Source organism: Nocardia bhagyanarayanae, assembly GCF_006716565.1.
Taxonomy (GTDB): Bacteria; Actinomycetota; Actinomycetes; order Mycobacteriales; family Mycobacteriaceae; genus Nocardia; species Nocardia bhagyanarayanae.
The window spans coordinates 398659-420692 of the sequence record NZ_VFPG01000002.1 but is presented as its reverse complement, the minus strand read 5'-3'; the positions used below and the strand labels follow the sequence as shown (position 1 = coordinate 420692).

20 protein-coding genes are annotated in these 22034 nt (G+C 69.8%); 11 read left to right on the top strand and 9 right to left on the bottom strand.

The features are described 5' to 3' along the window. Window positions 1-119: 119 nt before the first annotated feature. Entirely contained in the window at window positions 120-1325 is a 1206-nt protein-coding gene (gene hemW / locus FB390_RS28655; protein WP_141812360.1) for a radical SAM family heme chaperone HemW, read from the bottom strand. A 354-nt stretch (window positions 1326-1679) separates the two neighbouring features. On the opposite strand from hemW, the gene FB390_RS28650 reads away from it, so the two are divergent. Beyond that, window positions 1680-2453, top strand: a complete 774-nt coding sequence (locus tag FB390_RS28650) for an SDR family oxidoreductase (RefSeq protein ID WP_141812359.1) — start codon at window positions 1680-1682, stop codon at window positions 2451-2453. An 11-nt stretch (window positions 2454-2464) separates the two neighbouring features. Here the strand turns inward: FB390_RS28650 and FB390_RS28645 are convergent, their stop codons facing one another. Further along, window positions 2465-2872: an SgcJ/EcaC family oxidoreductase gene (locus FB390_RS28645; protein ID WP_141812358.1), complete on the bottom strand. Its 408-nt coding sequence runs from the start codon at window positions 2870-2872 to the stop codon at window positions 2465-2467. A gap of 214 nt (window positions 2873-3086) precedes the next feature. Between FB390_RS28645 and FB390_RS34965 the strand changes: the two genes are divergently transcribed. From FB390_RS34965 to FB390_RS28620, 6 genes are all read left to right on the top strand, one after another. After that, on the top strand, window positions 3087-3179 hold the full coding sequence (locus FB390_RS34965; protein ID WP_355000761.1) for an Ms4527A family Cys-rich leader peptide: 93 nt from the start codon (window positions 3087-3089) through the stop codon (window positions 3177-3179). Window positions 3180-3307: 128 nt separating this feature from the next. After that, a complete protein-coding gene (locus FB390_RS28640) occupies window positions 3308-5104 on the top strand; it encodes a nitrite/sulfite reductase (protein WP_141812357.1) in 1797 nt (598 codons plus the stop codon). 34 nt (window positions 5105-5138) lie between these two features. Then, a complete protein-coding gene (locus tag FB390_RS28635) occupies window positions 5139-5858 on the top strand; it encodes a phosphoadenylyl-sulfate reductase (RefSeq protein WP_141812356.1) in 720 nt (239 codons plus the stop codon). Continuing rightward, a complete protein-coding gene (gene cysD / locus FB390_RS28630; RefSeq protein ID WP_141812355.1) occupies window positions 5855-6787 on the top strand; it encodes a sulfate adenylyltransferase subunit CysD in 933 nt (310 codons plus the stop codon). Before FB390_RS28635 ends, cysD begins: the two co-directional genes overlap by 4 nt. Before the next feature lies 1 nt (window position 6788). After that, window positions 6789-8084, top strand: a complete 1296-nt coding sequence (locus FB390_RS28625) for a sulfate adenylyltransferase subunit 1 (RefSeq protein WP_141812354.1) — start codon at window positions 6789-6791, stop codon at window positions 8082-8084. Between the two features lie 167 nt (window positions 8085-8251). After that, the gene (locus FB390_RS28620; RefSeq protein ID WP_246124577.1) at window positions 8252-8992 is read left to right on the top strand and encodes a sirohydrochlorin chelatase; all 741 of its coding nucleotides are present in this window, start codon (window positions 8252-8254) and stop codon (window positions 8990-8992) included. Window positions 8993-9189: 197 nt separating this feature from the next. Here FB390_RS28620 and FB390_RS28615 read toward each other — a convergent pair whose 3' ends face one another. After that, window positions 9190-9789: a TetR/AcrR family transcriptional regulator gene (locus FB390_RS28615; protein WP_141812352.1), complete on the bottom strand. Its 600-nt coding sequence runs from the start codon at window positions 9787-9789 to the stop codon at window positions 9190-9192. Window positions 9790-9891: 102 nt separating this feature from the next. On the opposite strand from FB390_RS28615, the gene FB390_RS28610 reads away from it, so the two are divergent. Continuing rightward, window positions 9892-11313, top strand: coding sequence for an MFS transporter (locus FB390_RS28610; protein WP_141812351.1), 1422 nt, complete (start codon window positions 9892-9894; stop codon window positions 11311-11313). Window positions 11314-11321: 8 nt separating this feature from the next. Continuing rightward, the gene (locus FB390_RS28605) at window positions 11322-12014 is read left to right on the top strand and encodes an SGNH/GDSL hydrolase family protein (RefSeq protein ID WP_141812350.1); all 693 of its coding nucleotides are present in this window, start codon (window positions 11322-11324) and stop codon (window positions 12012-12014) included. 159 nt (window positions 12015-12173) lie between these two features. Here the strand turns inward: FB390_RS28605 and FB390_RS28600 are convergent, their stop codons facing one another. From FB390_RS28600 to FB390_RS28590, 3 genes are all read right to left on the bottom strand, one after another. Continuing rightward, window positions 12174-12620 carry a hypothetical protein gene (locus FB390_RS28600; RefSeq protein WP_221639429.1) on the bottom strand — a complete coding sequence of 149 codons (447 nt, stop codon included), beginning with the start codon at window positions 12618-12620 and terminating at the stop codon, window positions 12174-12176. Between the two features lie 190 nt (window positions 12621-12810). Beyond that, window positions 12811-13764, bottom strand: coding sequence for an MspA family porin (locus FB390_RS28595; RefSeq protein ID WP_141812348.1), 954 nt, complete (start codon window positions 13762-13764; stop codon window positions 12811-12813). Window positions 13765-13837: 73 nt separating this feature from the next. Continuing rightward, entirely contained in the window at window positions 13838-14785 is a 948-nt protein-coding gene (locus tag FB390_RS28590; protein ID WP_141812347.1) for a helix-turn-helix transcriptional regulator, read from the bottom strand. Between the two features lie 106 nt (window positions 14786-14891). Here FB390_RS28590 and FB390_RS28585 point away from each other — a divergent pair, with 106 nt between their 5' ends. After that, window positions 14892-15305, top strand: a complete 414-nt coding sequence (locus FB390_RS28585) for a VOC family protein (RefSeq protein WP_141812346.1) — start codon at window positions 14892-14894, stop codon at window positions 15303-15305. 1 nt (window position 15306) lies between these two features. On the opposite strand, the gene FB390_RS28580 is transcribed toward FB390_RS28585, so the two are convergent. Both FB390_RS28580 and FB390_RS28575 read right to left on the bottom strand, forming a co-directional pair. After that, the gene (locus FB390_RS28580) at window positions 15307-16104 is read right to left on the bottom strand and encodes an HAD family hydrolase (protein WP_246124433.1); all 798 of its coding nucleotides are present in this window, start codon (window positions 16102-16104) and stop codon (window positions 15307-15309) included. Window positions 16105-16782: 678 nt separating this feature from the next. Continuing rightward, window positions 16783-19050 carry an Hsp70 family protein gene (locus FB390_RS28575; protein WP_185757308.1) on the bottom strand — a complete coding sequence of 756 codons (2268 nt, stop codon included), beginning with the start codon at window positions 19048-19050 and terminating at the stop codon, window positions 16783-16785. 566 nt (window positions 19051-19616) lie between these two features. On the opposite strand from FB390_RS28575, the gene FB390_RS28570 reads away from it, so the two are divergent. After that, complete coding sequence (locus tag FB390_RS28570; protein ID WP_141812344.1) at window positions 19617-20378, top strand: SDR family NAD(P)-dependent oxidoreductase; 762 nt, start codon at window positions 19617-19619, stop codon at window positions 20376-20378. 62 nt (window positions 20379-20440) lie between these two features. Here FB390_RS28570 and FB390_RS28565 read toward each other — a convergent pair whose 3' ends face one another. Further along, entirely contained in the window at window positions 20441-22027 is a 1587-nt protein-coding gene (locus tag FB390_RS28565; protein WP_141812343.1) for an FAD-dependent oxidoreductase, read from the bottom strand. Between the last annotated feature and the right edge of the window lie 7 nt (window positions 22028-22034).

Below are 22034 nucleotides of genomic sequence, written 5' to 3'. Positions count from 1 at the left end.
GATCCGAAAGCCCTGCGGCCCATCAGAACCGCCAATTCCCTATCGACGGGAGAGAAATGGCGGTCGACCCGAATCGGTGCGACGCCGGTCAGCGCGGCGAAAGGAACTGACGCGGGGGTTCAGGTGAGGAGGTCGCGGACGACGGCGTCGGCGAGCAGGCGGCCGCGGTCGGTGAGGACGAGGTGGTCGGCGGACCGGAATACCAAGCCGTCGGCGACGACTCGGTCGACGGCGGGGGCGGCGGAGGGCGCGAGGTCGGTGAGGGGAAGGCCGGTGCGCAGGCGCATCGTCAGCATGACGCGCTCGAAGTAGCGCTCGTCGTCGGTGAGGGACTCCCAGCCCGCGGCGGGCAGGCCGCCGCGGGTGACGCGCTCGGCGTACCGGGCCGGGTGCTTGATGTTCCACCAGCGCACCCCGCCGAGGTGGCTGTGCGCGCCGGGGCCCGCGCCGAGCCAGTCGCCGCCGTCCCAGTAGCCGAGGTTGTGCCTGCACCGAGCGGAATCGTTTGCCGCCCAATTGGATACCTCGTACCAGGTGAGACCGGCGGCGGTGAGGCGGGAGTCGATACGTTCGTAGCGGGCGGCGAGCACGTCCTCGTCGGGCGCCGGCAATTCGCCGCGGCGCACCTTGCGCGCCAGCGCGGTGCCGTCCTCGACGATGAGCGAATAGGCGGAGACATGGTCGACTCCGGCGTCGAGCACCGCGTCCAGGCTGGCGTCGAGATCGGCGTCGCGCTCGCCGGGCGTTCCGTAGATCAGATCCAGGTTGACGTGTTCGAAGCCCGCGGCGCGCGCCTCCCGGGCGGCGGCGACCGCGCGGCCCGGTGTGTGGGTGCGGTCCAGCACGGCGAGCACATGGCGCGCGGCCGACTGCATCCCCAGCGAGACGCGGGTGTATCCGGCCGCCCTGATCCGCGCGAAGAACTCCGGCGACGTGGATTCCGGATTGGACTCGGTGGTCACCTCGGCGTCGGGCGCGAGGGTGAACGCCGAGCGGACGGCGTCGAGCACCTCGGCGAGACCGTCCCCGCCGAGCAGCGACGGCGTGCCACCGCCGACGAAGACGGTCGAGACCTCGGGCGTGGCCGACGGCAGCCTGCCGAACTGCTCGGCGGCTTCGGTCAATTCGCCGCGCAGCGCCGCGAGCCACGACTGCGGCGAAGCGGAACTGCCCAGCTCACCGGCGGTGTAGGTGTTGAAGTCGCAGTATCCGCAGCGCGTCGCGCAGAACGGCACGTGCACGTACACGCCGAACGGGCCGCCGCCGAAGTCGCGCAGCACGGGCGCGTCGGCGTCGATCTCCGAGAGGGATACGGCGGAACTCACCTGTCCAGTGTGCCCGCCGAACCGCGACGCCCTCCGCCCGGGACCTTCCGGGCGACCCTGATGTGCTGACGACCTCCATCACGGTCCCGAATCTCCGGGACCCGGCTCGGGTGCGGATCCCCGTGGCCCGGCATCCGGACGCGGCTCGCGAAGCCGACGACCCGGCAATCCGAGGCGGTTCGCGCTCGACGCCGACCGCCGAGCGCGCCCCAGCGGGAGGTCCTGATTGGTATCCGCGCGGTAACCGACTGACAAAAAAGTGCGGTCTTCCCAGTTCAGACCCGGTGCCCGAAGATCATCTCGGTTACCAGAAGTAACCGAGATGCTCATCAGGAACCGAGAAAGGAACCGGCAATGCACGGCGACAAGAAGGCAGTGGTCACGGGCGGCACCCACGGAATGGGCTTGGCCATCGTCGAGGCGCTGCTCGACCAAGGCGCGGAGGTGGTGCTGACCGGCCGCAATCTGCAGACGATCGAGCAGGCGCGGGAGCGGCTGGCCGGACGGAAGGCGCACGTGGTCGCCTCGGACGCCGCCGACATGGGCGACATCGAGACGCTGGGCGCCCTGGTCGAGGAGCGGCTCGGACGCGTCGACGCGCTGTTCGTCAATCACGGGACCGCCGAGTTCCAGACCCTGGCGGAGGCCACCGAGGAGTCGTTCGACCGGCAGTTCGCCATCAACACCAAGGGCGCGTTCTTCACCGTGCGCAGGCTGGCCCCGCTGCTCACCGACGGCGGCTCGATCGTCTTCACCACCGTGGCCAACGACGTCATCTTTCCCGGCCTCAGCGCGTACTCCGGGTCGAAGGAGGCGCTGCGCGCGATCTCCCAGGTGCTGGCCGCGGAGCTGTTGCCGCGCCGGATCCGTGTCAACGCCGTGGCGCCCGGCTTCATCGAGACCCCCACGATGGGCGTGGTCGGGCTGACCGCCGAACAGCGCGCCGACTTCCTGCGCCAGGGCGAGCGGAGCACGCCGCTGCGCCGCAACGGCACCGTCGAGGAGGTCGCCAAGGCGGCGCTCTTCCTCGCCTTCGACGCCACCTTCACCACCGGCGTCGAACTGCCGGTCGACGGCGGCTGGGGTCAGGGACTCGGCGGCGCGCACCAGGACGAGCAGGCCGCCTGAGCCAACACCACTCAGTCCGCGACGATCGGGGTGTTCTGGTTAGCAGTGAGCAGCCAGCGGCCGTCCTCCTTGGCCATCACGTACATCGGGCTGCCCTCGCTCTCCAGAACACCCTCGTTGCTGAAGTACCGCTGGCGCACCTTCACCGCGGCCACGTCGGGCCGGATGAACAGCACGTGCTCGAGCTCGTAGGTCGCCTTGCCGTGCGCGGTCGCGCCGGGCAGGACCGCGGCGGTGAACTCGGCGATGGCGTCGCGGCCGAACAGGCGCTTGCCGTGACCCGTGGTCCAGATGGCGTCTGCACGGAACAGCGCGACGAATTCGTCGACGAGTTCGTGCTGCTGCACGTGCTCCACGGTGGCGACGACCTGGCGGATGGCGGCTACTTCGACTTCTGTGTCGACAGGTGCGGTACTCATGGGATACACACTCGTACCTCGAGGTAACTCGAGGTCAACGGGGCGTGCCGCGGTTCACATCGGACACTTCGGGCGAATCACCGGCCGCATTCGCGCCGGGAAATATGACGACCATCACAAATAGACCCCGCGGTCCAGGGAATTTCCCCCTATTTCGCGGGAAATACCGGCATGACGGTCGGAACGCCCTTTCTGACATGGCACAATAGGCCTCATGCGCGCATCGGGAGTACGACTTGTGGCACGTCGCCACGTCGACTACAAGCGCGTCTGTAGCGCCTGCTGTCTGCCCGGTTCTCACCGGTAGCTCAGCGGCGCCCTTCTTCCGGGTTCCCCGGCGATTCCCATCGCATCGGTCCGCTGACACCGCGGACGCGAGATCAGCCCCTCGCGCCCTCAGCACGGATGTACCACCCACCCAGCAGGAGCGACCTCATGACGTCGAGCACCGACGCCGGTCCCAGCGATCAGCCGACACCCCGGCAGGCGCGTCCCGAACGCCCGGCCACCGAGCGCCGCGTACGGCCGGACCGCCCGCGTCCCGAGGCGTCGACGGCGCCGCGCGCCCGCACCGGCAAGCCCGTGCGCCGCAAGTCCGAGGGCCAGTGGGCGCTCGGCTACCGGGAACCGCTGAACCCGAACGAACAGAGCAAGAAGGACGACAACCCGCTCAACGTCCGCGCCCGCATCGAGAACATCTACGCCAAGGGCGGATTCGACAGCATCGACAAGGCCGATCTGCGCGGCCGGTTCCGCTGGTGGGGCCTCTACACCCAGCGCGAGCAGGGCTACGACGGCACCTTCACCGGCGACGAGAACATCGACCTGCTCGAGGCCAAGTACTTCATGATGCGGGTGCGCTGCGACGGCGGCGCGCTGAACGTGGCCCAGCTGCGCACGCTCGGCCAGATCTCCACCGAGTTCGGCCGCGACACCGCGGACCTGTCCGACCGCGAGAACGTCCAGTACCACTGGATCGAGATCGAGAACGTGCCGGAGATCTGGCGGCGGCTCGAGGAGGTCGGCCTGCAGACCACCGAGGCGTGCGGCGACTGCCCCCGCGTCGTGCTCGGCTCGCCGCTGGCCGGTGAATCGCTGGACGAGATCATCGACACCACCCCGGCGATCCAGGAGATCGTGCGCCGCTACATCGGCGACAAGAAGTACTCGAACCTGCCGCGCAAGTTCAAGACCGCGATCTCGGGTCAGCAGGACGTGGTGCACGAGATCAACGACGTCGCGTTCATCGGCGTCGAGCACCCCGAACACGGTCCGGGCCTTGATCTTTGGGTCGGCGGTGGCTTGTCCACCAACCCGATGCTCGCGCAGCGCGTCGGCGCCTGGGTCCCGCTGGACGAGGTGCCCGACGTATGGGAGGCCGTCGTCTCCCTCTACCGCGACTACGGCTACCGCCGCCTGCGCACCAAGGCGCGGCTGAAGTTCCTGGTCAAGGATTGGGGCATCGAGAAGTTCCGCGAGGTGCTCGAGGAGAAGTACCTGAAGCGCAAGCTGATCGACGGTCCCGCGCCGGAGCAGCCCGCCAAGCCGATCGACCACGTGGGCGTGCAGCGGCTGCGCAACGGCCTCAACGCCGTCGGCTTCTCCCCCATCGCGGGTCGCGTCTCGGGCACCGTGCTGACCAAGGTGGCCGACGCGGTCGAGAAGATCGGCGCCGACCGTATCCGCTTCACCCCGTACCAGAAGCTGATCGTGCTCGACGTCGCCGACGACAAGGTCGAGCAGCTCATCACCGAACTCGAACCCCTCGGCCTGCAGGCTCGTCCGTCCATCTGGCGGCGAAACCTGCTGGCGTGCAGTGGTATCGAGTTCTGCAAGCTCTCCTTCGTCGAGACCCGTAAGCGCTCCCAGGTGCTCGCGCCGGAGCTCGAGCAGCGGCTCGCCGACGTCAACGCTCAGCTCGACGTGCCGATCACGGTGAACATCAACGGTTGCCCGAACTCCTGCGGCCGGTCCCAGATCGCCGACATCGGCTTCAAGGGCCAGCTGGTGGACGACGGCGAGGGGAATCAAGTCGAGGGCTTCCAGGTTCACCTCGGTGGCAGCCTCGGACTCGACAGCGGCTTCGGCCGAAAGCTGCGCCAGCACAAGGTGACCAGCGCCGAACTCGGCGACTACATCGAGCGCGTGGTGCGCAACTTCGTCAAGAACCGGAACGCGGACGAGCGGTTCGCCCAATGGGCGGTGCGCGCCGACGAGGCCGACCTGCGATGAGCACGATCGTGACTCGGCTGACGGGAGATCAACTGTGACAACCAAACTCGCGAACAAGCTCGCCGAAGACGAGCTGCGGGCGATCGCCGAACGCGGCGCGGCCGAACTCGGCCCCGACGCCTCGGCACTCGACCTGCTGCGCTGGACCGACGAGACCTTCGGCTCCGGCTACATCGTCGCCTCCAACATGCAGGACGGCGTGCTCGTGCACCTCGCGGCGCAGGTCCGTTCCGGCGTCGACGTGCTGTTCCTGGATACGGGCTATCACTTCGCCGAGACCATCGGCACCCGGGACGCGGTCGAGGCCGTGTACGGGGTCAACGTGATCAACGTCCGGCCCGAGCACACCGTCGCCGAGCAGGACGAGCTGCTCGGCAAGGATCTGTTCGCGCGCGACGCGGGCGAGTGCTGCCGCTTGCGCAAGGTCGTGCCGCTGAAGAAGTCGCTGACCGGCTACAACGCCTGGGTCACCGGCATCCGCCGGGTAGAGGCGCCCACCCGCGCCAACGCGCCGCTGATCTCCTACGACGAAGCCTTCGGCCTGGTGAAGATCAATCCGATCGCACCGTGGTCCGACGACGAGATGCATGCCTACATCGAACAGCACGGCATCCTCGTCAATCCCCTGGTGGAGGAGGGATATCCGTCCATCGGCTGCGCTCCGTGCACACGGAAGCCGGAGCCGGGATCCGATCCGCGAAGCGGCCGTTGGGCCGGCCTCGCCAAGACCGAATGCGGGTTGCATCAATCATGACCGAGACCATCAGAAGTGAACGCTCCCTCGGCATCACCGACTTCGACACCCTCGCGGCGCTCGAGTCGGAGGCCATCCACATCTTCCGCGAGGTCGCGGGCGAGTTCGAGCGGCCGGTGATCCTGTTCTCCGGCGGCAAGGACTCCACCGTCCTGCTGCACTTGGCGCTCAAGGCCTTCTGGCCGGCGCCGCTGCCGTTCGCGCTGCTGCACGTGGACACCGGCCACAACCTGCCCGAGGTGCTGGAGTTCCGCGACAAGGTGGTCGAGAAGTACGGGCTGCGCCTGCACGTCGCCAGCGTCGAGGACTACCTGGCCGACGGCAGGCTCACCGAGCGCCCGGACGGTATCCGCAACCCGCTGCAGACCGTCCCGCTGCTGGACGCCATCTCCGAGAACCGCTTCGACGCGGTGTTCGGCGGCGGCCGCCGCGACGAGGAGCGCTCCCGCGCCAAGGAGCGAATCTTCTCGCTGCGCAACGCCTTCGGTCAGTGGGACCCGAAGCGGCAACGTCCCGAGCTGTGGAACCTGTACAACGGCAGGCACGCGCCGGGCGAGCACGTGCGGGTGTTCCCGCTGAGCAACTGGACCGAGCTCGACATCTGGCGCTACATCGCCAGGGAGAACGTCGAACTCGCCACCATCTACTACGCGCACGAGCGCCCGGTGTACCAGCGCGACGGCATGTGGATGACGCCGGGCGTCTGGGGCGGCCCGCGCGAGGGCGAGGTGCTGGAGACCCGCTCGGTGCGATACCGCACCGTGGGCGACGGCTCCACCACCGGCGCCATCATTTCCGACGCTGCCGACAACGAGGCGATCCTCGCCGAGGTGGCCGCGTCCCGACTGACCGAACGTGGCGCCACCCGTGGCGACGACCGGGTTTCCGAAGCCGCGATGGAAGACCGCAAGCGAGAGGGTTACTTCTGACATGTCCGACCTATTGAGGCTGGCCACCGCCGGTTCTGTCGACGACGGTAAGTCCACCTTGGTCGGACGGCTGCTCTACGACACGAAGTCCGTGCTCGCCGACCAGATCGACGCCGTCACCCGCGCGTCGGTGGACAAGGGTCTGGCCACCCCGGATCTCTCGCTGCTCGTGGACGGGCTGCGCGCGGAGCGGGAGCAGGGCATCACCATCGATGTCGCCTACCGCTACTTCGCAACGCCCAAGCGGTCTTTCGTGCTCGCGGACACCCCCGGGCACGTGCAGTACACCCGCAACACCGTTTCCGGCGCGTCCACCGCGCAGCTGGTGATCCTGCTCGTCGACGCGCGCAAGGGCGTCATCGAGCAGACCCGCAGGCACGCGGCGGTGCTCGCGCTGCTCGGCGTGCCGAAGCTGGTGCTCGCGGTGAACAAGATCGATCTCGTCGACGACGCCGCGAGCGTGTTCGCCGAGATCTCCGCCGAGTTCAACAAGCTCACCAGCACCCTGGGCTGGGCGGCCGATGACGTGCTGGAGATCCCGGTCTCGGCGCTGCACGGCGACAACATCGCCAGCCGCTCCGAGAACACGCCGTACTACGACGGGCCGTCGCTGATCGAGCACCTGGAGTCGGTGCCGGTCGACGCGGACAACACCGGCGCGCACTCGCTCGGTCTGCGTTTCCCCGTGCAGTACGTGATCCGCCCGCGCACCGCCGAATATCCCGACTACCGCGGCTACGCGGGTCAGATCGCGGCCGGTTCGGTGGCGCCCGGCGACGAGATCGTGGTGCTGCCCTCCGGCGTGCGCACGACCGTGGAGCGCATCGACACCCCGGACGGCGAGCTCGCCGTCGCGCAGGCCGGGCGCAGCGTGACGCTGATCCTGACCGACGAGGTCGACATCTCGCGCGGCGACATCATCGCCGCCGTCGCCGACGCGCCGGAACCGATCGACAGCTTCGACGCGACGGTCTGCTGGCTGGGCGACAAGCCGCTGCGCCCCGGCGCCCGGCTGCTGCTCAAGCACGGCACCCGCACCACCCAGGCCATCGTCGGCGCGCTCATCGAGCGCTTCGACGAGCAGCGGCTCGCCGCGGACCCGAATCCGGAAGCGTTGGGGCTCAACGACATCGGGCGCATCTCGGTGCGCGTCGCCGAGCCGATCGCGGCCGACGACTACCGGGCCAACCGGCACACCGGCAGCTTCCTGCTGATCGACCCCGCGGGCGGCAACACGCTCGGCGCGGGCCTGGTCGGCGATGTGCTGACCGCGGTCGAGGTCGGCACGGGAGTTTGAGGATGACCGACGTGTTCGCCGCGCACGGGATCGGCGCGTCGCCGGTGCCGTCGCGCGGCGACCGTCGATTCACCGCGCGGATCGCCACCGCGCCGACGCAAGCCGCCACCGCGCCCGCGTTGATAGCGGTCGCGCACGGCAGCCGTGATCCGCGCTCGGCCGCCACTATGGCGGCGGTGGTCGCCGAGATCGCGGCGGCCCGACCCGATATCGACGTGCACCTCGCCTTCCTCGACCTGAGCGCGCCCTCGGTCGAGCAAGTGGTCGACGCCGTCGCGACGCAGGGCCATACCCATGCGATCGTGGCGCCGCTGTTGTTGGGCAGCGCCTTTCACGCGCGGATCGACCTGCCCGGTCTGCTGGACGAGTGCCGCGCGAGGCGTCCGCGTCTGCGGCTCACCCAGGCGGACGTACTCGGCCCCGATCCGCGCCTGGTCGGGGCGCTGAAGGACCGCGCCATGGAAGCTCTCGGGACGTCGGCCGGTCGCAACGCTCCGGCGGCATCGGGCGTTTCGAACGCCACTCGGTCACAGGCTTTTCCGAACACGGCGGACACTCGGCTCGGTATCGCGGTGGCCGCCGTCGGGTCCTCGTCCTCCGCCGCCAACGCACGCACCGCCGACGTCGCCCGACAACTGTCCGCGATGACCGGCCTGCCCACCGAAATCTGCTTCGCCACCACGGAACCCACTGTCCACGAAGCGGTTTCCCGGCTGCGCGCTCGCGGCGCCGATCGCGTCCTGCTCGCCCCTTGGTTCCTCGCCCTGGGCTTGCTCACCGACCGGCTGGCGACCGCGGCCCCCGACCTCCTGCACGCCAACGTCATCGGCGCACACCACGCCATGACCGAGATCGTCTGGGACCGCTACGACACGGCCCGCGCCACCACCCTGCCCCTCTCCGCCTGAGCATCCCAGCACCGGGCTACCGTCACAGACCCATCGATGGTCTTCGACCGCGCCCTTCCACGGCGCCGCCGCCGTCGAGCTTCTTACCGCGCTGATCGACTTTCACCTCGCCGTTGCGCGCCGCCCGGAGCCGACCGCGGCGTACCGACTACGACCGAGCCGCTTTCTGCCCGGCTGGCACAGCCGCCGAAACTTCTTCAGGCCAGCAGGCGGTCGACGATCGCGCGGGCGGTGTGCACTTTGGTTTCGTCGCCGAGTTGGCGTGCCGTGCTGACCGCGCTGATGACGGCGTCCAATTCGAAGGCGAGCGCGTCCGCGTCGCGGCCGGTCAGCTCGCCCTGATCCTGGGCTTTGCGAATCTCGGTGGTGAGGAAGCCGATCCAGTCCTCGTGGTCGGCCGCGACCGCGTCGCGCACCGGGCCGGGCCTGCTGTCGAATTCGACCAGGGTGGCGGTGCGGAAGCAGCCGCCGGGGAAGACCGGTTCGGTCACGTGGGTGAACCAGCGGTCGACCAACGTCCGGAGCCGCGGCACACCGCGCGGCACGCCGAGACTCGGCTCGATCACCCTGGCCGTGAAGACCTCGCGCGCGGCCTGTACCGCGGCGAGCTGGAGGGATTCCTTCGACCCGAACAGCGTGGCGATACCGCTCTTACTGATCCCGAGGTCGGCGGCGAGTCGCCCGATGCTCACACCGTTGAGCCCTTCGACGGACGCCACATCGGCGGCGTGCCGGGCGATCGATGCACGGGAGCGGGCGCCTTTGGCCAGGCGCTGATCGGTTGTCGTCTCGGCCATGTCCCCATTCTTCCACTGCGGTCTTGCAAATACGAACGGTCGGTCGTACTTTATTTGCACGAACGGTCGTACGTTTTGTTTTCGTTTCCCGAAGGATCTGCCATGACCGATGTGTCCGCACGGCCCGCCAGTCCCCCCGCGACGAACGCCAAGACCACGCTGCTGATCGCGTGCGGCGCGGCGTTCATCGCCTTTCTCGATCTCTCCGTGGTCAACATCGCCTTCCCCGCCATCGCGCGCGACTACTCCGGCACCGCGGCGACCACGCTGACCTGGGTCGTCAGCGGTTATGCCGTCGCGTTCGCCGCACTGCTCACCCCCGGAGGCCGGTTCGCCGACGCGCTCGGGCGGCGCAGGCTCTTCCTCGTCGCGCTCGCCGGTTTCGCGCTCACCTCGCTGCTGTGCGGGCTGGCGCCGAACGCGGCGTGGCTCATCGCCGGACGCCTGCTCCAAGGCGCGACGGCCGCGCTCATGGTGCCCGCGGCGCTGGGTTTGGTCCTGAGCGTGACCCCGCGCGAACGGATCGGCGCGGCCATCGGCGCGTGGTCGGCGGCGGGCGGATTCGCCGCGGTCGTCGGCCCGGCGATCGGCGGCGGTCTGGTGGAGGCGTTCGGCTGGCGCTCGGTCTTCGTGATCAACGTGCCGGTCGCCCTCGCGCTCGCGCTGGCGGGCCTGCGCATCCCGGTGTCCGATTCGCGACCCGTCGGTAGCGCAATGCCGGATCCGCTCGGCACCGTGGCCGTCGCGCTCGGGTTCGGCGGACTGGTCGCCGGTGTCACCGAAGGACAGCGGTGGGGCTGGACCTCGCCGGGAACGCTGGCCGTGCTGGGCGTCGGTGCGGCGCTGCTCGTCGCCGCGCTGGTGCGGTCGGCGCGGCACCACAATCCGGCGATCGCGGTCGAACTCTGGCAGAGCAGGCCGTACGCGCTGGCCAATGCCGCGTCGTTCGTCTTCGGCGCGGCGATGTTCGCCTGGCTGCTTGCCGGACCGTTGTTCCTGGATGGGATCTGGGGCTATTCGGTGCTCGGCTCGGCCGCCGCGCTGACCGTCGGCGCGGTCGCGTCGATGGTCACCGCCACCCTGGCCGGACGGATCACCGCGCCCGCGGCGCGCCGCTGGGTCGGAGTGCTCGGGGCGCTGCTGTTCACCGCGAGCCTCGTCTGGATGAGCACCGACGCGTTCGGGCCGAATCCCGCGCTGTGGTCGGCGTGGATCCCCGCCGGACTGCTCGGCGGCGGAGCGGTCGGCATCGTGGTGACGACGCTGGGCACCGCCGCGGCGAGCTCGCTTCCGCCGCAGCAGTTCGCGGCGGGCGTCGGCATGAACCTGACGGCGCGGCAGGTCGGCGGCGCGCTGGGCGTCGCCGTGCTCGCGGCGGTGTTCGCCGCCCATCCCGATGACGCGCTCGCCGGCTTCCACACCCTCTTCGCGGTCTGCGCGGGCATCGCCGTGGTCGCGGCCTGCCTGTGCGCGGTACCGACCCGGCAGCCCGATCCGGCCGCCACAGCCGTCCCCGTCCACTAGGAGTTCGCATGACACACAACGACATTCACACCGAAGCCGACGATCCGATGCTGCTCAGCCCCGACGCCGCACGCGTACTGCTCGCGGACGCGCCGTGGCGCCGTTTCGCGGTACTCGGCGACTCCATCGCCCAGGGCGTCGGCGACCCGAGTCCCGGATACGAAGCCAAGGGCTGGGCCGATCGGCTCGCCGCCCTGCTCACGTCCGTGCGGCCCGGCCTCGCCTACCTCAACACCGGACGCATCGGGGCGACGACGGCCGAGGTGCGCGACGAACAACTCGGGCGGATATTGGAGTTCGAGCCGGACTTGGTCCACGTGAGCTGCGCCGGCAACGATCTTTTCCTGCCGGGCGGTGATCTCGGCCAGGTGCGCGCGAACCTCGACGCGTTGTTCGCCGCCGTGAGCCGCGGCGGCGCGCAGGTCTCGACGTTCACCCTCGCCGATGTCTGGGACGTCGAGCGTATGGCGCCGATGCGGCCGATGCGGGAGCGGATGGCCGCGCTCAACGACGTCATCCGGGAGGTGGCCGACCGCTACGACGCGGTGCTCGTCGACTTCTGGGACCACCCGCTGCGGCTGCGACCGCAGCTGATGAGCGCCGACCTGATCCACTTCAGCACGAGCGGCCACGCGGTGGTCGCCACGGAAATGGTGCGCGCGCTGAGCGCACGCGTCCTCGCCGACGCCGCCGCGAACTGAGATCCGACAACGAACTGGGCCGTGCCCCAGGGGCTTTCGCCCCCGGGACACGGCCCAGTGGTCTGTACGGTTCCGGTGGAACCGCCTGATGGCGCCGCCGGACGAAGTCCGTCGACAGTCCGCGTATGGCCGGAGCCAATGCGGAGGTACGCCCCTCGATCAGGGCAGCACCTGCGGCACCGCCTCCGGCGCGATGGCGCCGACGAGCAGGCCGACGACCGTACCGATGATCGCACCGTTGATCGCGCCCGCGATGCCGCACGGCACCGCGAGGACGATGAAGCCCGGCAGGCACGACGCCGCGGCGAGCGCACCAGAACCCGCCGCACCAGCGGCGGCGCCGGCGGCCGCACCGTTGGCCAGCGGATCGGAGTTCTTCGCCTCCGGGTTCGTCGCGATCTCCTCGAGCGGAATGCCCGAACCCGCCGCGACGACCTGCGCCGGCTCGGCGACCTGCTGCACGACCGGAGCGGGCGCCTGCACCGGAGCCGCCTGCGCGGGGGCGGCGACCCCGACGAGTGCGACGGCGGCCGCGAACGGCAGCACACCGGCGATCAGCTTGCGGCCTGCGTTCTTGAAGGTCCCACGGACCATAGTGGTTCTCATCTCTCCCCGACCCCCGATAGATATCGAATGTCCTTGCAACACATGACTGCTCCGCCACGACGAGGGCCGAGGCGGAGCAAGATCATCCTTGTCGCTGTGATCTCGGGAGCGCAAAAACAGTGTCGCAGATCACAGCTGGAAGAGGTTTAGGGGCAGGCGCCTCCGGGCGGGTGGCACCCGCCATGGCGGCTCAGAACACAAAGTGCGGGCCGTAGCCAGTCGTTTGCACGATGCCGTTGCGGGCGTCGGCGCGCACGGTGAGGAAGGGTATGGCCGATGCCGGGGAGAGACATCCGTTGACATTCAGCGCGGTGTTGGAGTGCGCGAAGGTGAAGGGGAACGTCGACTCCTCGTCCAGTTCCGCCTCGGCGATCGCCAGGACTGTCACACTGCCCGGATTCACGCTCACGGTGATCTCACCGCCGACTTCCCCGAAGACCCCGAAGGTGACGTCCCCACCGAGACCGAGATCGAGATCGAGAGCGACATCGGGCGGCATGTCCAGATCGAGGCCGAGACCGACACCGAGACCGAGAAGCTCGGGCGTCACGTCGACGTTGGCACCGGTGGCCGCGGCGATGCTGATATCGATCCCGTCGGAGATGTCGACCGCGCAGCCGACCAAATACCCGGCCACCAGCAGCCCGCCGCGCAGCGACGAGGCTCCGTCGAGGGTGGCCGTGAAGTTTCCGGAGACCTTGGCGGAATGCGCGAAAGGCACCCCCAATGCGAGATCACCGGTGGACACGACGACATTGGTGTCCACCGACGCGACCAGTCGCATCCCTCCTCCGCTGGCCTCCCCCGGTTCAGCGTAGGCCGCGCTGTGGGAAATGGCGAAAGCACCGGCGACGGCCATCATCACCGCGGTGACTCCAGCCAGGACATGTGAATGCTTGCGGGTCATTACGCTCCAGTCGAACGTCGTCGAAACGGAACTTTCAGAAACGAACTCGCACAACCACCGTGTGGAATTCGGCGTGTGCTCGAGGGGACGCGCAATCGATCGGTACAGCGCTGGTAACCGTACAGCAACGGCGAGTTGCCGATGAATGCGGCACGCTGTATGGCGACGAACCGTGTCGGCTCGGCGGACGCCCGGCGCGGATGCCCGAACCGGCGCCGATCGGCCGGTCGGCGGCACCGAAGTGCGCCTCGGGGCTGGCCCGGGTAGCGCCCGTTCAGCCGAGAAGCGCTGGGGCGGCTGCGAGTTCGAGCTATGGCGCCGTCCCGTATCGCCGGACCAGTTCCGCACCGAGCAGCGCGAGTTGCTCGCACACCTCCGGCGGCCCTAGCACCTCGATGTCCGCACCCCACCCCGCCAGCTGCTGGGCGATCATCCACGGCGTCGGCGCGGTGACCCGAACCTGGACCCGCCCGTCGGCCACCGGACCGTCGACTTCACAGTGCCTGCCCTGCTGCTCGCGCAGCACGGGGAGCAGTGCGGGCGCGATCAGGGCCGTCGCCGCGGTGGCCGCGCGCCGCTGCTCCATCGCCCCGACGACCTCCTCCCATGCTCCGGACAGGTCGAAATCGGCCGGACGTTCGAAGGTTTCGTCGGTGACGGAAGCGTCCACGATCCGGTCCACCCGGAAGGTTCTGCTGCCGCGCTCGGTGCCCGCGATCAGGTACCAGATGGCGTCCTTGTCGACCAAGCCCCACGGGTCGACCTTCCGCGTGGTGCGCGCGCCCGCCCGCTCGTACTCCAGTCGGACCCGTCGCCGCTGAACGACCGCGCGTTGCAACAAATCCACCACGCCGGGCCGGTTCCGGTCGCGCTGCCCCCACCGCGCGGGATCGATGATCACCGCGTCGGCCGCCGCCTCCGCACCCGCGCGGAAGGTCTGCGGCAGGGCCCGAACGAGCTTGCGCAGTGCGGATTTCACCTCCGGGTTCGCGCTCGCCGACGCGCCGGCCAGCAGGAAAAGCGCCCGCGCCTCGGGTTCGGACAGACCGCTGAGATCCGTGCGCGCACCCCCGATCAGCGACCAGCCGCCGCCCCGACCCGGCTGCGGATAGACCGGGATGCCCGCCGCCGAGAGCGCCTCGAGGTCGCGCCGAGCCGTCGCCACCGAGACCTCCAACTCCTCGGCGACCTCGGCGGCGGTCACCCGGCCTCGGGCCTGCATCAGCAGCAAGGTGGCCACCAGACGATCCGCGCGCATATCGGAAATTCTGCCGCAGAAAGTGCTCAATTGGTGAGCACTTTGCCCGCGAGAATGGTTTCACCAGCAAGAACAGAACCCCGAAGACGAACCGAAGGAGCACGACATGTTGCGCGGAATGGCCACCGTCACCTACTACGCCGACGACCTCGAGGCCGCCAAGGACTGGTACGCCGAATTCCTCGGCGTCGCGCCGTACTACCACGTGCCGAACGGGTACTACGAGTTCCGCATCGGCGATTATCAGGCCGAGCTGGGCATCGTGAACCGCGCCTACGCGCCGGCGGGCGCGCACAACCCTCCTGGCGGCGGCGGCATCCTGAACTGGCACGTCGACGATCTGGAAGCCACCTTCCAGCGGCTGCTCGACCTCGGTGCCGAGGAGTACGACCCGATCACCCCGCGCGGCAACGGCGGAGGCTTCGTCACCGCCGCGGTCGTCGACCCGTTCGGCAACATCATCGGGATCATGTCCAACCCGCACTACCGCGAGGTCGTCGCCAAGACCGGCGGCGTGTAGATCAGCGGAACCAGCGCTCCAGCACCGTGGCGACACCGTCGGCGGCGACGTCACCCGTCACCTCGTCGGCCAGCGCGCGGATGTCGTCCGCCGCGTTGGCCATGGCGACGGAATACCCGGCCCAGCGGAGCATTTCGCGGTCGTTGTAGCCGTCGCCGATGGCCAGCGTCGCGGCGCGGGGAATGCCGAGGGAAAGGCGCAGTCGTTCCAATGCCCAGCCCTTGGACACTCCGCGGCGCGACACCGTCAGCCACGGGCCGAACTCCCCGTGCACCCAACTCGCGTCGGGCACCTGGAAGGTCCGCAACAGCGCCAGCATCTCGTCCAGCGTCCCGTCCGGCCACCAGCCGTTGAGGCGCGGCGTCGGCTCGCTGCTCAGCGCACCGTGATCGACGAGAAGGTATTCGCCGATGGAGAATTCGCCGGGACCGTCACCGGTCGCCCAGGTGCCGACGCCGACCTTCTCCACCGCGAAGATCATCGCCGGGAAGAGGGCGCGCAACGCGGCGACCGCGGGTGCCGGATCGAACGCCTGCACCGCCACCGGGACGCCCTTGGCCACATCGATGTGCACCGCCCCGTTGGAACACAGCGCGTGCCCCTCGACCAACCCGAGTTCGGCGAGCACCGGACGCGTCGTCAACAGCGTGCGTCCGGTCGTCACGACGACATGCGCCCCGGCCGCGACGGCCGCCGCCACCGCCGCGGCCACCCGCGCACTGACCGGCGATCCCGTCTCGAGCAGCGTGCCGTCCACATCCAACGCGATCAGCCGCGGCCCTCCCCCAAGCGCTTTCACCTGCCCATTGTGCCGTGTGAGCCGACCGCGCGTTCGCGGTTCGAGCCGGTCCACTGCCGAGCGCGGTGATAGTCGTTGCCCTGCAGGGCCACACGCGAGTAGAAGGACGGCGTCGCCCCCGAGTGCTTCGGGCGACGACCCCGACAATGCCTCGACACGGCGGCCACCGGCTGCTAAGAGGCCCGCACCACACCGCCGTAACCCTCGAGCCGCTAGTTGGGCCCGCCGCCCGCATCATCGAAACCGCCGGGCTTGGAACTGCTACTCGCGCCAACGAACTCGTCGGGTCGCCGCCCGGCATTTCGACCACTCCCAACGACGGCCGGCCGTGGCGGCCGTCGGCTGCTCAGCGACGCGCGCCACCATCGCCAGCTCCTCCGCCACCGGCACCGCCAGCACCGCCTGCGTCCCCGCCTACCTTGGAGCCGCCGCCAGACGCCCCGTTGCCTGTGCCGCTGGGAGAGATCAACCCGACGGAATCGGCCCTAGAGGCGCCGCCGAAAGACACACCACCGCCGGACGGTTGCTGCCGCCGGATGAAGCGCGCGACCGCTAGCCGACGTATCGCCGCCGTGCTCTCGGAACAGCCACCTGCGCCAACGAGCTCGTCGGTCCATGCCGACCGGTATTTCGGCCCCTCACAGGGACATCGACTCGATGCGGGCGACCACCCGCTGCTCAGCGCCGGGCGCCACCACCGGCAGCTCCTCCGCCGCCGGCACCACCAGCGCCGCCAGCACCGCCGCCCACCTTGGAGCCGCCGCCCGCACCAGAACCGCCGGGTTTCGAGCTGCCGCCGGAGCCGCCGGAAGTCGAACCGCCGGGGGAGGTTCCGCCTGAGCGGCCCGAGGAGGCACCGCCGGACGACGTACCACCCGAGGAGGCCCCGCCGCCCGCGGAGGTTCCGCCGCCCGAGGATGTGCCGCCGCCCGAGGATGTGCCGCCGCCCGAGGATGTGCCGCTGGAAGACGCTCCGCCACCCGAGGCGCCACTCGATGCGCCACCACCCGATGACGCTCCGCCACCGGCCGATTCACCGCCGCCCGAGGCTCCTCCACCGGCGGAAGCACCGCCACTCGACGCGCCACCGCCCGAGGACGCACCACCGCCGGAAGACGCCCCACCGCCAGACGAATCACCGCCGGACGAAGCTCCTCCACCGGCGGAAGCACCGCCGCCCGAAGCACCACCGGACGAACCGCCATCCGAACCACCGTCTCCGGACGCACCACCCGACGAGGCACCACCGGAGCTACCGTCAGCACCACCGCCGGACGCACCGCCCGCGCCGTCCGACGCCCCACCGGTGCCGCCCCCGGACGCGCCACCGGTGCCGCCGGACGATCCCCCCGAAGCGCCGCCCGACGTGTCCCCGCCCGGCGTCGAATTTCCGCCCGACCCATCGGAACCGGCCCCGCCCGTCGACGTATCGGTCCCACCGGGCGACGTCGCGCCCCCGGTGGTCGACCCGCCCGATCCGGGCGTGGACGGTGTGCCCGAGCCGGGCTGAGTGTTGCCCGGGGTCGAGGGATCCACCGGCGCCGACGGGTTCGGAGCGGACGGATTCGGGGCCGAGGGGTTCGGGGCCGGATTGGTGTTCGGCTCCGACGGCAGGCCGATGCCCGGAAGCGAGGGGTTCAGCCGCTCCCAGGCCGGGAGGCTCACCCGCGGCACGCGCTTGGTGAAGGGCAGCGGGTTGATGAACTGGGCGGGGTTGGCGTACTGGGTCCCCGCGTATCGGCCATCGCCGCAGCAGGTTCGGGAATCGTTGTGCGACCCGCCGCGCGACTCGCCGATCGACGGTCCGAGCGGCGCGCTGCGCCCGACCGAAGAGACGAATCGGTCGTAACCGCCGCCGGAGAACGCGTACTGCGCCGCGGGCGCCGGAAGGCCCTGCCGCACGGCCTGATCGAACGCGGTACCGCCGTTGGGCTCGTAGAGCAGCGCGTCGGCGGGTACCGGCGCGGCGGCCGGGAAGCGGTCCAGCACCGGGAGCAGACCGGTGTCGCCGGAGCCGCCGAAGACGGTGGCCGCCGACATGGCGAGCGCCGAAGCCACTGCGGCGCTGGAGAATACGGCCACGCGCGGGGCGGGCCGTTCCCCGGTGCTCGCCGGGGCGAAGGTGCGCACCGCGAACTGCGCGGCCCCGACGGCGACCACCTGGCCTGGATCGGCCGATCGCACCACCGGGCGGCCGAGCTCGGCCAGCGTCCCGGCGACCTCGGCGGGCCGGGACGCGCCGCCGACGACCAGCACGCGTCCGATTTCGGAGAGGCTGAGGCCGGTGGAGCGCAGGCAGGCGCGCACCACATCGAAGGAATCCCTGATGTGTTCGGCGCGCAGGCCGTCGACATCGACGATGGAGGTCATCGACAGTGTGGCGGCGGGGACGCCGGTGCGTGCGTACCGTGCGATCATGCCGCCGAGCGGGCGGCCGCCGAAATCGTAGGAGCGCTGCGGCTTTCCGACGATGGGATGGTTACCCCAGTCCGGTCCGACGCGCACGACGGACACGTCGAGGCTGGTGCCGCCGAGGTCGTAGACGAGGACGAAGCCGGTCTCCAGCGGACCGTGCTCGTATTCGAGCCATTCGGCCGCGGCGACCGGCTCGGGTATCAGCATGACGTGCCGGGCGCCGTTGAGGTCGAGCGCCTGGCGTAGTAGAGCGAGCTGCTTGTCGGTGTAGATGGCCGGATAGGTGGCCACCACACCCGCGCTCGGCTCGGCCGCCTCCAGCAGTCCGGTCACCACCGCGGCGACGAGGTTCGCCGGGGAGAAGATCCTGCCGCCGACGACCAAGTGTTCCGGGTCGCGCGCCAGGTCGGCGAAATCGGTGATGGCCGAACTGAACTGGGGAATGCCACTGATGCGGGCGCCGCCCGCGTTGTCGAACGTGAGTGCCGTGCGCCTGGTGCGCACCGTGGGTCGAATCAGACCTTCGGTCACGGAAGCCGCTATGGAGTTCACTGAACCGATGCTGAAACCCAGACATGTAGTCATTCGCTATCCCGTCAACGCACCGTGACCACGTCCAGCACACAGTCGAGCCGTGTGGCCGCGGTCGTCTTCCAAACAGCCCCCACAGGTTAGCTGCTGATGGAACTTTCCGGATGCTGAATTGATATGGAACGTTTGGGTTCCGGCAATGATCATTCGAATGACCAGGTAGACAGCACCATCCGAAACGGTTCAGCCCCCTCGACACGCCGGAGAGCGTCTGCGGGGCACACGGTCCCGCTATCGCACAGCGACTTCGTTTCACTACCGGCAGGTAGCCGGAACCAGCCACCGGGCGCGATCGGCACATCGGTCGACACACACCGACTGGTCGGTAACCAGTACTTAGCCAGCGCCACTAATTTCACACAGGCGCGCCTCGCGCCCATTTAGATGACACATCAAACGCCACGTCCGATTACCGCCAGCGATGCCGTCGTGCCCTCGGTTGACTGAATACGGCGGCACCCTCCGCCACAGCGAAAAGGCAAGAACGAGAAGGAAAGTGGGCACAGATGTCGACACGGTTCGCGGAGCAGGTCGCGGTGATCACGGGCGCGAGCTCGGGCATCGGTAAGGCGGTGGCGCTGCGTCTGGCCGCCGAGGGCGCCGCGGTGGTTCTCGGGGCGCGCGGCAAGGACGCTGGTGAACGAGTCGCCGAGGAGATCCGCGGGGCGGGCGGCCGAGCGCTGTTCGTCCCGACCGACGTCACGGTGGAGGCCGACGTCGCCAGGCTGACCGAAGTCGCCGTCAGCGAATACGGCCGTCTGGACATGGCATTCAACAACGCGGGGGCGGTGCAGGCGTTCGGTCCGGTGGCCGAGATCGACGAGGCGGGCTGGCGCGCGGATCTGGAACTCAATCTCACGGCCGTGTTCTACGGCCTGCGCCATCAGGTCCCGGCGCTCGTCGCCTCGGGTGGCGGCGCGATCCTGAACAACGCGTCGAACCTGGGTGTAGTCGGCATGGGTTCGGTGGCGCCCTACGTGGCCGCCAAGCACGGCGTCGTCGGGCTGACCAAGGCCGTCGCGCTGGAGTCCGCCGAACAGGGCGTCCGGGTGAACGCGCTGGTGTCCGGCGCGGTGGACACCCCGGCGTTTCGGAATTCGATGGGCGCCACGCCCGAAGGGGAGGCGGCCATCGCGGCGCTGCACCCGCTCGGTCGGATCGCCGCGCCGGACGAGATCGCCTCGTTCTGCGCCTATCTGCTCAGCAGCGAGGCGAGCTTCGTCACCGGCGCGGCCCTCGCGATCGACGGCGGGTTCACCGCGCGCTGAGCACACGACGACGAACGCCACGACGATCATCGTCGTGGCGTTCGAGCGTCTGCGCCCTGGCTTCAGACCCGGGCGAGCAGCCTGCGCAACGGCTTCGGCTGCCCGACCACGTTGCCGCTCGCGACGACCTCGGGCCTGCGGCCGCGCACCAGCCGATCGAAATCGGCGGCGCCGCGCGCGGGTTCGGGCAGGCGACCGGCGTTGTAGTCGTCGGCCAGCTGCCGGACGGTCTCCTGCGCGCAGGACTTGTTGGTGCCGATGAAGCCGGTGGGACCGCGCTTGATCCAGCCGGTCACGTAGGCGCCGGGCAGCACCGCGCCACCCGCTTCGCCGAGCACCCGGCCGTTCTCGTTCGGGATCACACCCGCCCGCTCGTCGAAGGGCAGCCCGCGCAACGGCACACCGCGGTAGCCGACCGAGGTGAGCACGAGCCCGGCCTCGATCCGCTCGGTCTCGCCGGTGGCGACGGCCGTGGTGCGTCCGTCGGCCCCGCTGACGAGCTCGTTGCGACCGATCTCCAGGCCGGTCACCTGGTCATCGCCGAGCACGGCGGTGGGCGCGGCCAAGTAGCGGAACACGATTCGCTTGCGGTCGCCGAACGGGCGATCGGCGACGCTGTGCAGCAGGCGCAGCTTCTGTTCGATCTTGTACGGCAGGTCCGCGGTGATCTCCGGCAGCTCGCCCTCGATCGCGATGTCCACGTCGGAGCCGAGCAGACCCACGAACTCGGGGACGGTGAACGCGGATTCGGCCGGACCGCGGCGGCCGAGCACGACCACCTCTTCGATCTTGCTCTCCCGCAACGCCCGCAGCGCGTGCGGCGCGATGTCGGTGCCGACGAGGGTCTCCGGGTCACTGGCCAGGATGCGGGCCACGTCCAGCGCGACGTTGCCGTTGCCGACGATCACCGCGCGCTTCTGCGACAGATCGAACCGCGCGTCGGCGTGATCGGGATGACCGTTGTACCAAGCGACGAAGTCGGTGGCCGAGACGTTGCCCGGCAGGCCCTCACCGGGGATGCCGAGCTTGCGGTCCGAGGACGCGCCGACGGCGTAGATCACCGCGTGGAAGTGGCCGAGCAGCTCCTCGTGCGTCACGTGCGAGCCGACCTCGACGTTCAGGTACGAGCCGAAGCCGGGCTGCGCCGAGATCACGTCGAACAGCCTGCTGACCTGCCTGGTCTTGGCATGGTCCGGCGCGACGCCGTGCCGGGCCAGACCGTAGGGCACCGGCAGCCGGTCGAACACGGTGACGGACACGTTCGGCTGGGTCAGCAGCTCGTCCGCGGCGTACATCGCCGACGGGCCGGAACCGACGATCGCCACCCGCAGCGGCGCGCGCTCGGTGCGGATCTCCGCCGCGGGCACCGGGCGGGCCAGCAGCGGGCGCGGCCGGGTCTGCCGGTAGAAGTCGGCGTTGATCTCGATGAAGGGCTTCTGCTCCTCGGTCAGCTTCTTCGACGAGGTGATGGCGTCGACGGGGCAGGCCGTGGCGCACGCGCCGCAGTCCACGCAGGCCTTCGGGTCGACGTACAGCATCTCCGCCGTCAGGAAGTCGGGCTCGTCGGGCGTGGGATGGATGCAGTTGACCGGGCAGGCGTACACGCAAGACGCGTCGCTGCAACAGGATTGGGTGACGACGTAGGGCATGGTGGAC